The organism is Wolbachia endosymbiont (group B) of Ablattaria laevigata (genome assembly GCF_964277395.1).
GTDB lineage: Bacteria > Pseudomonadota > Alphaproteobacteria > Rickettsiales > Anaplasmataceae > Wolbachia.
The window spans coordinates 1,168,629-1,182,437 of record NZ_OZ195519.1 but is presented as its reverse complement, the minus strand read 5'-3'; the positions used below and the strand labels follow the sequence as shown (position 1 = coordinate 1,182,437).

The window sequence follows — 13,809 nt, the reverse complement described above, 5'->3', positions numbered from 1 at the left end:
TTATTATAATTATATTGATTGTTAATAGATAAAAACTTGGTGGACTACGAAGAGATGCTTGCTAAGTTGACAAAATTGCCATTTAATGCTACACTTAGCTTAGCTACTAATTAGTGAGGAAAAACATGTTAGGTTCAGATTTTGTATCACAGAAATCAAACAAAATTTTAAAGAAATCAGATTCTAGGGATTCGGGAACTGAAGAAGGGTTTGAAATTTTAGAACGAGAGGAAAAAGAGCGCCGTCGTTCTGAGGATTCAGGTAATGAAAGTCAAGAGGAATCTGGCGTTAATAATTCTGATACTAAATCTAGTGCAGTAACTACGTTAGAATTTCAGCTAACACAATCTCTGCTGGGTCAAGTAAAGGCAGATGAGAATAATGAAGATGTAAAGTCTGGTAACACAGCTTATCAAGACCTATATAGAACGGATTTTTTTGTAATCAATGATCGCACTATAGATAATAGTTTCATTAAAGGGTTATATGATAAATATAATGAGGGAGATGATAAACGTCTGTTTGCAAAGTATGTTTTTACGGAAATTTTTAAACATGCTAAAGCAGAAGTTCCAAATGACTATATACTGGAAGAGTTAATTACTAGTTGCAATCAGGCTGGGTATGATGGCTCTTTGTTAATGCAGCTCTCTCCTATATTCTCTAAGCATAAACTAACCTTGCCTCATGCCAATGATAGAAAGATAAGTATTGTATATAATAGCCAAGGTTCTCTCAATGTTCAGTATTTTCCAAGTATGCCTGTCAGGGAACTTGATACAAATAGGGAAATATGCAGGGTTGATGCTATTTTAGAGTTCACACTTAAATTTCATAACGGTGAAGTAGAGTATGAAAATGGTAAAGTAACACTTATCATTCCTGAGGAATTAAAAGCTGGTAGGGAAAGTTTACTAGACGATATTAATGAACGTTTCACAGATTATGATAATGATGGATTTATTCGTTTACACGTTGCAGCACAAAAAGGTGATGTTGAGCTTGGCAGGCGTTTACTAGAATGTGGTGCAAATATTGAGATTAAATCAAAAACAAAAGTAGGTGGTGACACTGCACTTCATTTAGCTGCTAGAAATGGTCATAAAGATTTTGTGAAGCTTTTACTTAATAGCGGTGCAAATGTTAACTCAGTGAGCAGTACAGGCAGCAGAGTAACTCCTTTACATGAAGCAGCATATAGTGGACATTCAGATGTTGCAGAATTGCTAATAGAGCGTGGCGCAACAGTTGATGCTAAAGATCGGCATAACTTTACTCCTTTGATGTACGCTTCTGCAGAAGGTAATTCGGCAATGGTGGAATTACTTTTACAAAAAAAGGCAGATCTTTATTTACAGGATAATAATGGTGAAACTGCATTGCATAGCGCTGCTGATAATGGTCATTCTGATGTAGTTGCCATTTTGATAGGTGCAGCAAAAGATAAAAAAAAGTATGTTAATACACAAAGTAGGGATATTGGTACTGCGTTGCATGTTATAGCTTATAATCGAGAAATAAATGAAGGGCGTAAAAAATCTGCAAAATTGCTAATAGACAATGGTACAAGCCCGTATTTAGAAAACGATCCAATTATTAATAAACCATCGATACTCTTTTGAAAGGAAGCTCTTTAGATATGGCAAAAAAACGAGGAAATAAGGGATTTTTGGAATTTATGTCATCTTTAGGCTATTCAGCAACCGTACCAAGCAATTCAAAGAATGATCTACAAAACACAAAAAAGTATGTCGCAGCTGCTTCTGCACTTGCAATAGCTGGTATTGCATTAGGAGTGGCCGTTGCAGTTTACTTGGAAATGTTAGCAATAGGAATAGCAGTTGCAGTTTGTTGTCTTATTGCAGCTACAATTACGTACTGCTATAGGCCTAAAAGCTTAGTTGAGGATAATCAGGTCAAAAAGGTTATGCAGACAGAAGAATGTCAGTCTAAGTAATAAATATAGTAGTCTATCATTTAATAATTTATTATAATTATATTGATTGTTAATAGATAAAAACTTGGTAAACTACGAAGAAATATTCTTAAATAAAATCAAAGATATAAAAGAAGAAGGGCGCTATCGTGAATTTACGCATTTTGCGTCATTACCTGGCAAACTTCCCTATATTATGGATTATGAAAGAAATAGAGAGGTTATTGTCTGGTGCAGTAATAATTATCTGGGAATGTCACAAAACGATAGTGTCATTGCTGCTATTCAAAATTCATCTGTTGGTGCTGGAGGAACAAGAAATATATCAGGTACAACAAAAGAAGTTGTTGAGCTCGAGAAGTCTTTGGCTGACTTGCATCAAAAAGAAGCTGCTTTAACTTTTGCTTGTGGCTACCTTGCCAACCAAACTACGCTTAGCACTTTGTCGTCTGTTATTCCGGGTGTGGTAATTTTTTCAGATGAGAAAAATCACTCTTCAATGATAGAAGGTATAAAATCAGGAAAAAGACCGAAGCACATATTTAGGCATAATGATGTTGATCACTTAGAGCAGTTGCTAAAGTCTATAGATATAAAAACGCCGAAAATAATAGCACTTGAATCTGTATACTCAATGGATGGTGATGTAGCACCGCTTGAAGCGATATGTGATCTAGCAGATCAGTATAATGCAATTACCTATTTGGATGAGGTACACGCAGTTGGCATGTATGGACCGCGCGGTGGCGGAATTGCAGAAAGAGAAGGTTTGATGGATAGAATAACTGTTATTCAGGGTACATTATCAAAGGCTTTTGGAGTGATGGGTGGATATATAGCGTCTTCAAAGAGCTTGGTGGATGTAATAAGAAGTTCAGCCCCAGGATTTATTTTTACTACTGCTATGTCACCCGTTTTAGCAGCAGCAGCAAAGGCAAGCGTTGAGCATTTAAAATCGAGCAATGTTGAAAGAGAGAAGCAAAAGCAGTCTGTTGAAAAGGTAAAAGACTCACTGAGAAACGCAGGAGTGAATTTTATGCAAACAGAAACTCATATAATTCCAATCATAATTGGCGATCCTGAGTTGTCCAAAAAAGCATCAAAATTGTTATTTGATGAGTATGGAATATATGTACAACATATAAATTACCCAACAGTTTCAAAGGGGACTGAGCGCTTCCGTATTACTCCTACGCCTTACCATACAAATGAAATGATAGAGCATTTAACAAAATCTCTTGTAAAAGTTTTTGAGAAATTGTCTGTTTGTGTCTGTTGTTGAGTTTAAAGTTGCCAAGAATAAGGTATCTATTTAAAAGCATGGTTAATGTACAAAATCAGTGCTTTATTTCTTGTCATGAAAGTAGCTAACACTGGGATCCAACTAAGTTGGTAAACACTTTACAACGTTTTTTATACAAAAGGACTAGATGCCATTGTCACACACTGACTATTTGTTCCTATAGTTGTCTTTTCTCTTCTATCTTATTTTGCCACCCTGCTGCAATGAGGGGTAGGTAAGACCATTTATTATTTTCACTACGTGACTTTTGCTCTTTTGAATGAACTTTAGTTTATATCTCCAGCAATGACAAGCGCGTTATCTTCCCTTAATCTCCCACCGCTTTCTTGCAGAAAAAGCCTACCGAGTGAAGTTTTATATTTATTAATTCCAGAGTAAATTATTCCATTGTATCTTCCGGCAGCAAGATATGCAAAACCTAGTACCGTTGAGCCAAGGGAGCGTAGATTATTATTGTCAAGTGGTAATTTATTTAACAAATTACCACTTATGTCTATTATTCCCCCTTCACGAGCTTTCATCCGCATTTTTACATGGCGAGATTTGAAATCTTCAAGAAAAGCTCCTTTCTTTTCCTCTGCCCAGAAAGTTTCTCTAAGCGCTGGAGCATCAATCACAGCTGCTACAACTCTGTTTTTATGAATGAGACAAACTGATACTGCAAAATAAACCATACAACTAAAAAGGTTTTCCTTGCCTTCTATAGGCATAATAAACCAAGTATAACTGCCGTCTTTTAGATCTTGGCCCACATCGTCTTCAAAAATAAAGTCATAGTTCTGGTTGTAGTTTTTCAAGCAATCGTATATAAGTTGCTTGGATTTTGAATAAGTTTTATTGATAAAGTCTGCTGACTTAACGCTTGAAATTTGCAATTCATTAAAATCACGTATAAGCTGCTTGGAGGCACTGCGTACAGAATCAAGCATCACATTGATTCGTGGTGATGAAATGGCCATTTACTCTTTTACTCTTTCGTAATAGCTGTTATCAGGAGTATGTACTACAATTTTATCCCCTTCTTTTATAAATTGAGGCACGTTAACACGTATTCCGTTTTCCAAAATTGCAGGCTTATAAGAAGCAGTAACAGTCTGCCCTTTGATAACAGACTCTGTTCCTTTTACAGTTAGTGTAACGTGATCAGGCACATGTGCAGAAATTATTTTATCTTGATAAGTTACTACTTTAATTTTCATATTATCTTGCAAATAAGCCTTCTTTTCCCCTAATAAGTCTAAATTTATAACAATCTGCTCGTAACTACTTGGATGCATAAGATTTACGATATTCCCTTCAGTAAAGAGATAAACATATTCCTCTTCATCTAAAATTGCCCTTCTGATTGTTGCATCAGAGCGAAACCTCTCATAGTACTTTGCTCCTGTTTGGATATTTTTCATTTCAGCTTGTATATATGCACCACCCTTACCAGGTTGAGTATGCATAATACTTATAACCGAAAATAAACCACCGTTATGTTCTAGTACCTGACCTGGCCTGATATCATTAGCCCTTTCTGCCATAATTACACTTTTAATTTAGTCTGATGATTATAAATAACTTTATACAAATATCAAAATTTTTATTGGCCAATGAATTCTGGCATGTTGATTACTATATATCTTTCCTTCATGTTGATGTATGGAAATATTTCTTTAGTGAAAGATAGCATAATGTTTTTTTTTGTGCTGATAACCAAAATTTCTAATATATCCCCTGAGCCAAAATTATGTACAGACTTCACATAGCCATATAATTCATTACTTTCTAATCTTACTTCCATATTCACAAGATCATTTTGGTAAAATTCATCCTCATCATTTAATTGTGGTAGCTTATTTCTCTCTATATATAACTTTTTATTTCTTAAAAGTTCTGCTTCATTACGGGAGTTCACACCGCTAATTGTTGCTATTACTAAATTATTACTGACAACAGACACCAAGCTTATTTTATAATTTTCACTTCCGCTTATTAGTTCACCATATAGGAAAATATTTTCGGGCTTTTCAGTAAAGGTTTTTATCTTAACAGCTCCTTTGATTCCATGGGGAGAAGTAATTATTCCGAGGCATATATTCATATTAATATGATAGTTGAAATCAGCTTTTTGTCTATAGAATTGACAATTTACTGAATTAACATACAATTAATATTGTGATAATTATAGTGGATAATGTGTGAGTTCTATCAGCAATCAAGAAAAGCAAAGTATTATAAGTGGCTTAGAAGAAATCAACTGCAAGCTAAAAGGTGAATCTATAAAACTTGATGATACAAAGGAATCTATAATAGTAGCACGTCGTAAACCTGTTGTTGAAGAGGCATTAGAACATTTACGCAACCCTTCTACTACTAACTGTAATGTTCTGATCGATGCAGAAACTGGGTTTGGCAAGACTTACGATATTGGAATGTGGAGCCATGTACTAGCCCAAGCAGGGTTTCATCATCTGGTTGCAGTACCAAACAGTGATCTAGTAAACCAAGCTAAAAAAATGATGAGCAGTGCATTTACTGTAAACATTAGGACACCTAAAACTGCTGAGGAAATTAAAAATGCACTGAAGGCAACTAAACCTACAACAATTATAGTGACACATGACCTGTTATTACAGCAAGAAAATGATCGTAAATTTAAAGACCAAAATACCAAGTTGTGGATTAGTGTTGATGAAGCAGACAGTATTAACAAGCAGCAGGATTTTGAGAACATGTGCAAGCTTGATGAGAAATATCCTACGACTTACCTCACTGCAACACCAAAGAGAAGGATTTTAAATAGATGCGGAAAAGTTATCAGCCCGACAAGATTGAGTAGACGTTGTATTGCAAACGCCATCGAAACAGCAAGTGTTATTGCAAAAACCAATAGGAGAACAAATTTCACTCTAGCATTTGTAGTGAATATTGCTGTTACTATAATACCTATGATTACATTATTTCCTGTTATAAATAGTAATGTTGCTGCTGTAATTGGTCTAACTTCAGATTATTGGCTGTATTCTGCTTTGATTGGAAACTTATATTATACAATTTCTATGTTTATATTTGGTATAGTAATGTTGCCAATTTGGTGGGTACTAACTAAAGCAACTGGTGTAGAGTCAAAAGAACTGCTTTCTAGATTTCTTGCTAACGTGCGTAGCTTATTTACTAGAGAAAAATCGAGCCCAGCTCATGAATATGTTGAAGAGAGCGAAGAAGTTTTTAATTACAATAAGCTTGTTGATACCGATGATTTATTAACTTCTATAAGATGGAATGTGCAAAGCCCAATTGGAGAAAGTGCTCTGCTTTTAGCTGATGATGTAAATAGTATAGTTAATCTTAACTTTGCGTTGCAGGGTAGAGATAATTTAGTATATGAAGGTAGTACACGTTATGAAGTGTATAATAAATTTCAGCCTGAAGGGATGTCTTATCAAGACTATAGGCTCAAGTTACGCGAAGCGAACTTTATAAGCTGCGTTAAAAAGCAACATCCTAGTCTGACAGAAGAGCAGATATCTGAATTAAAAGAAAAGGTGGATTTCAGTAGTACTGCTGAATATCTAAAATATAGAGTAATGCATTCAATGATCGATCTTACTCTCTTATATTTAATGAAGTGTGATAATATTACTTTAGATAAAAAAAGAAGAGAAGGTTTGAGTGAATTGATAGAAGATGTTAAAAAGAATGTTAGCACCACTAATGATAACAATATTATAAGCTACCTAGAGAGAAAAGGCTTTAGTGAGCAATTTGCTAGAGATGAGCTCTTACTGCAAATAAAGACAGTAATTGAAGCACTGAGTAAAAGTGATAATGAGCAATGCAGCTTAATAGTTGATAATTGGCGCTTAAGCAAAGAGCTCCATGACCTCATGGAAAGAGAGGAAGGTATACTACATAGTCTCATTGATTTCTGCAAACAAAATAAATGTATCTTTGCAGGAATTGGGAAAAATGATCTTGGTATTGGAGAAAACAGACTCTTTTCAGCGATAATACGTAATCAGATAGGTGGATATCGAACTCTTTATTGTGATTATGAAAAAAGAGATTTTGATTCATTGGCTAAATATGCGTTGACAACGGTTATAGATGGATCGAAAGGTCGTGGATTTGATAGTGAATATAATCATGTTGCATCAATATTTGCAGATTCGGTTAGTCAGTTCAATAATCCATCTGAAGCCCTACAGAATCTTGGAAGAAATAGAGAGCGTAATGAGAGCAGACAATCATGGTTTTTCGCTGCTGCAGGTGAAGAAGTTGAGCTATTTGTGAATAAGATCTTAGCAAATTTTAAAAAGGAACCACAGAAATTTTGTCAGAAAGTTTTGTTTCCAGCTACTAATAAATACAATAAGTTGCTAAAAAATAGAATGGGAGAAGAACTTGGAAGAAAAATAGAAATCTATATTAGTAAAAATATTGATGCATTAGGAAATATTGATGATTTAGCTCTGAAGAAGTTTTCTAGTGATCTGATAAAAGAAACGTATGAAAAAGTTCATGATATAAATGATTTTGATGTCAAAAAGACAGAACAAGATTTACATAGGATTTTAAAAAGTACAGAGGCATACCTTCGTTCATATGAGAACAGAATTAAAAACAACGGTAAATTATCTTGCACACGCTCAGCTTTATTTTCTGTGGGGAGTGCTATAACAAAGGTAATGTATTATCTTTGGGCAGGGTTTGACTATTTAGTCTTTTTGGCTAAAGCGTACAATATAGATAAATCTGGAGATACCAGTGCAAGAGCGTATGTACACATAATCAGAAACTGTCACTGTGAAAGTAGTGTGAAGGCGCAAAATGTATTGGTTCATGCATTAGAAATTGCCAAAGAACATTACAGCAGTTTCAAAAGAAATAGTTTGTACGAAGGCAATGAGGATAGATGTAAAGAAAAAATCATCTCATATTTTCAATCCAAGCAATATATACGTGCATTAGATAGAACAATTGCTCAAATTGAAAATAAACACTTGGTAACAATTTTGAAAGCTGTAGGCTACGAAGATGATGCTAATAAAATGGCACAAGAAATCAAAGATTTTTTATGTGATTTAAAGAATTTAAATTGTGTAGACTTGAGAGAAAAATATTATCAAGGCAACTTATATCAAGAAAGCAAATTATACAAAATCAATAATCAAGTTAGTACGATAATTGATGAAATTGTAAGGTGTCATAAGTGGCATCATGGAATAGAGGACTTAGAGCTAAAATTAAAAATCAACCATAATATTTTTGAAGTCAGAGTTAACAATGATTTTTCTAAGTTACGTGAGAAAAACTTTAACAAACGCTCTAAAGAAAGGACATATCTAGGTAGAGCTATGTTACTTATTGGGTTTATAATTTCAATGGAGCTTATAGGTAGAATATCATCAGTTCAGACCATGCCATTGCCTTTACTTTGCGGTTTTATAGTATTTGGACCATTGGCACTCTTGTGTGGTGCATTGTTATATGAAATAACAACCTATTTAGTGAGAGGAGCATTTTTTACTTTTGGAGTGCCAGTTGTGTTAGAGGAGCTATTTAAATTCATTGTTAAAAACAGTTTAATGCGGAAGTTATTAGATGTGGCATTATCGTTTGGTAATGGTGCTTTCTTAGGTGTTGAGAAGAGTGCCGTGCAATCTTTTATATTTGAAGATGCAACAAAATTTGACTCACTAAGTGATATAAATGAGCTTACACTGATAAGAGAACAGGAAAAGGCAAAGTGTACAAATGAAGTAGCTGATAAAGTTGTAGCTACTGCTTTATCTGCAATTTTGATACAGCCAACAACTAGTGAGCAGGAAGGTTTAGTTTTTAACTAGAACTTTTCAGATAAATACTGAGTGAGGATTTCAATGCCTTCATCAATCTCTTTTTCAGTGATAATGAGTGGAGGCAAGATTCTTAGAACGTTATCTGATGTTACTCCAACAGTAAGTAAACCACGGTGACTTAGCTCTTCTGCAAATTTTTGGTTATTCATTTTTACTTTTATTCCTAGCATCAACCCTTTTCCTCTCACTTCTTCTATCATTGGAAACTTGCTTGCTAAATTTTCTAGTTTGTTTTTTAAGTACTTACCTCTAACTTCAACATTTTCTAAGAAGCCAGAGCTGAGCAATTCATCTAATACAGCATTACCTACTGAAGTTGCAAGTGGATTACCACCAAAAGTAGAACCATGCATACCGACCGCCATGTACTTAGCAACCTTTTCAGTTGCAAGACAAGTCCCCAGAGGGAAACCTCCTCCTATTCCTTTTGCAAGAGCACATATGTCAGGCTTAATTCCTATGTGTTCATATGCAAATAACTTTCCTGTCCTGCCAGCACCGCACTGAACGCAATCAAAAAATAGCAGTATGTCGTTTTCGTTACATAGTTCTCTTAGCTCTTTCATGAAGACTTCACTCATTATTTTAATACCACCTTGTCCCTGTATTGGTTCTATTAATATAACACCTATGCCATTAGAAATTGCTTTCTTTACACTCTCAATATTGGGCTCTATGTTATCACACCAGTCAATATAAGGATTCAGTAATTCAGAAAATTTCTGTCTATCGTTTGTTGCACAAGTTAAAAATGTCCTTCCATGAAATGCACCATGAAATGTTAGAATTCTATAGCGATTTTTATTACCTTTTCCATTTTGATAGGCCCTAGCGATTTTAAGTCCACATTCCACTGCTTCTGATCCAGAATTTGCAAAAAATACAGTATTAGCAAAGCTGTTGTTTATTAAATTTTCTGCAAATTTGTTGGCAGTAGATATATTATAGGTATTTGATATATGCCATAGTTTTTCTCCTTGTAATTTTAGGACATCAGTTAATCGTGGGTTGGCATGACCTAAACTGCTAACAGCTATTCCAGAGTGAAAATCTATATAGCGCTTATTATCGATATCATACAAGTAAATACCTTTGCCATAAGAAAAATTTATGTTAACAGGAGAATAAACTGGCAAGATAGGAGAAATTGTCATAAAAGTATGATATGCTAATTTTTTATTAATACCATAAAAGACGTTATTTCACAATGAGAAGAATATGTATAAATTAAGTAAATTAATTTTTACTACACTAAAAACAAATAGATATACAAAAATTATCTCGCTATTCTTATTAATTTTTGTGGTTTTATTGGGCACAATATACCGCAGTTATTCATTAAAGAATAATTTTCTTTCTTTTTACCGTAATTCAAATGCAAACTTAAAAGATCTATTGGAAAATAGTATAATAAAAAAATATCATTATTTACTAATAGAAAAACATCATATTAAATATAACAGTTTTGATTACATAAACCAGTTGGTAAAATTGCGTGCTGAATTGTTACAATCAGTAAGCAAAGTAAGAAATTTTAGCTTAATACTGTATGATCAAAATGCCAGAGTAATTTTCAGTAATTTTAATACTCAAGGTCATGACTATGAGCAGTTGCTTACAAATGATGAAATTGATAAATTGCTAAGCAATCAAGAAATATTTTACGCTACAGGAAATACATTAACTTCTACTTTCCCTATATTTCATGAAGATGACATTAAGCCTTCATTTTTTTTGAAGATCATTCAAAGCTATAATGACTCTTATATTATGGTATATAGTCTATTTTCAATATTAATGGGCTTATTACTGGTTATCTTAATACTAATAATGCTTTATTTGCACTTTTCCAATACCCAAATGCTAGCCAAGCAGCATAAAACTAATATTGAATTACAAAGGGTTAAAGAGGCATTAGAACAAGAAAATGCAAATAAGATAAAATTTTTTGCAAGTGTTACACATGAGTTGCGTACACCTCTTAATGCTATTATTGGATTTGCAAAGTTGATCAAAAATGAAACTTTAGGTTCGGTAGATCACTCTAAATACAAGGAATACGTAGACGATATATATAATGCTGGTACACATTTACTTGCTTTGATTAATGATGTGCTCGATTTTTCTAAAGCTGAATCAAGTAGTTTAACAGTAGAGAAAGTGAAGTTTAATCTGAATAAGATAATAGATTCGTGCTTAAAAATGTTATCACCTAAACTAAAAGAAACAGGTATTAGTTTAAAGAAAGAGATATCTGATAAACAATTATTAGTTATCGCCGATCCCAAAAGAATGAAGCAAGTTATAATAAATTTGTTATCAAATGCAATCAAGTTCACTCCTCAAGGTGGTTTAATAAGAATGATTATTAAAGAGAATATAGAAAAAAATTTATTAACTATTGAGTTTCATGATAATGGAATAGGGATAATGCAGCAGGACATATATAAAGTTATGTCCGTTTTTGGCCAAGCAGATTCGGGATATAGAAACGAAGGCACAGGTATCGGATTACCTCTAAGCAAGAAATTAGTAGAGTTAATGGGTGGGACTTTCAACATTCAAAGTGAAGCAAAACTTGGTACTACGATAACATTGAGCTTCTTTTATGAAGAGCAAACATGTGAAAAGTTGATTGATTTTTAGTAAAATATATTTGATATTGCACTTTTATATCTAGTACATTCCTAAGTCATACTGACGTGATACCTCTTGGCTAATAATAAGTAGCGGAATGTAAGTAAATTAAACTTTTTTAGCTATACTTCCTGAAAACACTTTATAATTCTTGAGCATAAAGAAAATTCCTTTAATAATGAAGCATGCTAATCAGGAACTTAATAAAACAAGCAACTCAAGTAGGAAATAGTGAAAACGTAATACAATATGTCAAATATCTCTATCAATTTGAGAAGTTTAGAAATACATTAAACCTCACTTTGTCACTAATAAAGCAAACTAGACTCTCGTTTGAAATATATCAAGAAGGATTAGTGGATATGGAAGAGGGAGTGTGTAAGACAATTCGTTCTTCTGGTTTAAATAAGTATGTTATTGTGCTAAGAAGGTCAAATCCTTACATCATAGTACATGAACTTTCACATATGGTTGAAAATGAACTGAACTTAAGCTTAGAGCAAGAATTTCTCTATAAAGTTTATCAGGATATTGAGCAGAACTTAAAGCAGTCAAATATTCTGGTACAAAAAATTATTGGTCAAATTATATTTAAGGAGATACAAGTTTACCAAACTCCAAAATCACGTGCGTCTGAGTTATTCGCACGCTATTTTGAGCTGTTTGCTTGGGCTCAGGAAGTTTATCCTAAAGATAAAGAATATCTAATTCGCACTCAAGATTTAAATAAAGTATTTCTTGCTACTAACCAATGGAAAAAGAGATGCCTGGATCCACAAATAATGAAGATAATAGATAAAGAAGTAAAGGAGTATAGCAATAAAACTGCCTTTAAAGATATAAACAAAGTACAAAGCAGTTGGACTAATAAATTTTCCTCTGGGAGTAAAAAAATTGGTTCTATATTTGGAGATGATAATTAGCTTAACAGAACAAAGTTCACTTCTTCAACATTTCAAGTTATAGTTCTCACAATTAAAGAGTTCAAATATATATGAAAACTATATTAGCTGTTGAAACAAGCTGTGATGAAACTGCAGCAGCAATTGTAAATAGTAATAAGCAAGTCCTTGCTCACGAAATTCTTTCTCAGGAAGAGCACAAAAAACGCGGTGGGGTAATACCTGAAATAGCGTCACGTGCTCATATGAAGCATTTAAGTGGTCTAGTAAAAAGCGCTATAGAAAAATCTAACCTTAACTTTTGTGATCTAGATGCAATTGCAGCAACATCAGGACCAGGACTCATAGGTGGACTAATAGTTGGTACAATGATGGCTAAAGCAATTTCGCATGTAGCACAAAAACCGTTTATTGCAGTTAATCACTTAGAGGCACACACATTAGTTATTAGGCTGCTATATGAGGTTAAATTTCCATTTCTAGTCCTACTTATATCGGGTGGCCATTGTCAATTTTTAATTGCACAGGATGTAGGTAAGTATATTAAACTTGGAAAAACACTTGATGACTCGCTGGGTGAAGCGTTTGATAAAATTGCTAAGATGCTGGATCTAAGCTATCCTGGAGGTCCATTGATTGAAGAGTTAGCTAAAAAAGGTGATGGTATGAGATTTAAGCTGCCAAGAGCAATGATAAAACGTTCTGGATGTGACTTCTCATTTTCTGGAATTAAAACAGCAGTAAAAAACTTAGTTAAAGAGCTTGCAATGAGCAAGCAAGATGTTTGCGATATGTGTGCTTCGTTTCAAGAGTGTATTAGCGACATATTACTCGATAGAGTCAGAAATGCTATTGATATCACTGCATCTTTAAATATTAAAATCAATGATTTTGTAATTACCGGTGGAGTTGCAGCAAATAATTTTCTGAAGGAGAGATTGAAAAAATACATAGATTTGAACGTGCTTTCTCCTCCAAGCAATTTATGTACAGACAATGCAGTGATGGTTGGATGGACAGGAATTGAAAGGTTACAGAGAAACTATGTAGATTCTCTTGACTTTGCACCAAGGCAAAAGTGGGAATTAGAAAAATATTACTAGCACAAAAAATTATCTACTATATAATGCGGCCGCTGGTGAATTTTTGTAGGCTTAAAAATTACAGTGGTATCTACTAAAGCCT

9 protein-coding genes and 1 pseudogene are annotated in these 13,809 nt (G+C 33.7%); 6 read left to right on the top strand and 4 right to left on the bottom strand.

The genetic code is table 11. The features are described from left to right. Positions 1–125: 125 nt before the first annotated feature. Both ACICP1_RS05510 and hemA read left to right on the top strand, forming a co-directional pair. A pseudogene (locus ACICP1_RS05510) lies at positions 126–1,957 on the top strand (ankyrin repeat domain-containing protein). 64 nt (positions 1,958–2,021) lie between these two features. Continuing rightward, positions 2,022–3,218, top strand: a complete 1,197-nt coding sequence (hemA, locus tag ACICP1_RS05500) for a 5-aminolevulinate synthase (protein WP_264687269.1) — start codon at positions 2,022–2,024, stop codon at positions 3,216–3,218. A gap of 287 nt (positions 3,219–3,505) precedes the next feature. Here hemA and ACICP1_RS05495 read toward each other — a convergent pair whose 3' ends face one another. The 3 genes from ACICP1_RS05495 to rimM are packed head-to-tail and all read right to left on the bottom strand — an operon-like array spanning position 3,506 to position 5,325. Further along, complete coding sequence (locus tag ACICP1_RS05495; protein ID WP_064085955.1) at positions 3,506–4,198, bottom strand: inositol monophosphatase family protein; 693 nt, start codon at positions 4,196–4,198, stop codon at positions 3,506–3,508. Further along, complete coding sequence (efp, locus tag ACICP1_RS05490) at positions 4,199–4,765, bottom strand: elongation factor P (protein ID WP_010403241.1); 567 nt, start codon at positions 4,763–4,765, stop codon at positions 4,199–4,201. Between the two features lie 59 nt (positions 4,766–4,824). Further along, positions 4,825–5,325 (bottom strand): ribosome maturation factor RimM, encoded by a 501-nt coding sequence (rimM, locus tag ACICP1_RS05485; RefSeq protein WP_007302194.1) that lies wholly within the window; start codon positions 5,323–5,325, stop codon positions 4,825–4,827. Positions 5,326–5,422: 97 nt separating this feature from the next. Here rimM and ACICP1_RS05480 point away from each other — a divergent pair, with 97 nt between their 5' ends. After that, positions 5,423–9,073, top strand: a complete 3,651-nt coding sequence (locus ACICP1_RS05480) for a DEAD/DEAH box helicase (protein WP_395461253.1) — start codon at positions 5,423–5,425, stop codon at positions 9,071–9,073. On the opposite strand, the gene ACICP1_RS05475 is transcribed toward ACICP1_RS05480, so the two are convergent. Continuing rightward, on the bottom strand, positions 9,070–10,239 hold the full coding sequence (locus ACICP1_RS05475) for an aspartate aminotransferase family protein (protein ID WP_395461252.1): 1,170 nt from the start codon (positions 10,237–10,239) through the stop codon (positions 9,070–9,072). The two genes, ACICP1_RS05480 and ACICP1_RS05475, sit on opposite strands and share 4 nt — an antisense overlap. Positions 10,240–10,303: 64 nt before the next feature. Between ACICP1_RS05475 and ACICP1_RS05470 the strand changes: the two genes are divergently transcribed. From ACICP1_RS05470 to tsaD, 3 genes are all read left to right on the top strand, one after another. Beyond that, positions 10,304–11,731 (top strand): sensor histidine kinase, encoded by a 1,428-nt coding sequence (locus ACICP1_RS05470; protein ID WP_010403276.1) that lies wholly within the window; start codon positions 10,304–10,306, stop codon positions 11,729–11,731. A gap of 176 nt (positions 11,732–11,907) precedes the next feature. Then, positions 11,908–12,645: a hypothetical protein gene (locus tag ACICP1_RS05465; protein WP_010403278.1), complete on the top strand. Its 738-nt coding sequence runs from the start codon at positions 11,908–11,910 to the stop codon at positions 12,643–12,645. 71 nt (positions 12,646–12,716) lie between these two features. Then, complete coding sequence (gene tsaD, locus ACICP1_RS05460) at positions 12,717–13,727, top strand: tRNA (adenosine(37)-N6)-threonylcarbamoyltransferase complex transferase subunit TsaD (protein WP_064085270.1); 1,011 nt, start codon at positions 12,717–12,719, stop codon at positions 13,725–13,727. Positions 13,728–13,809 lie beyond the last annotated feature (82 nt).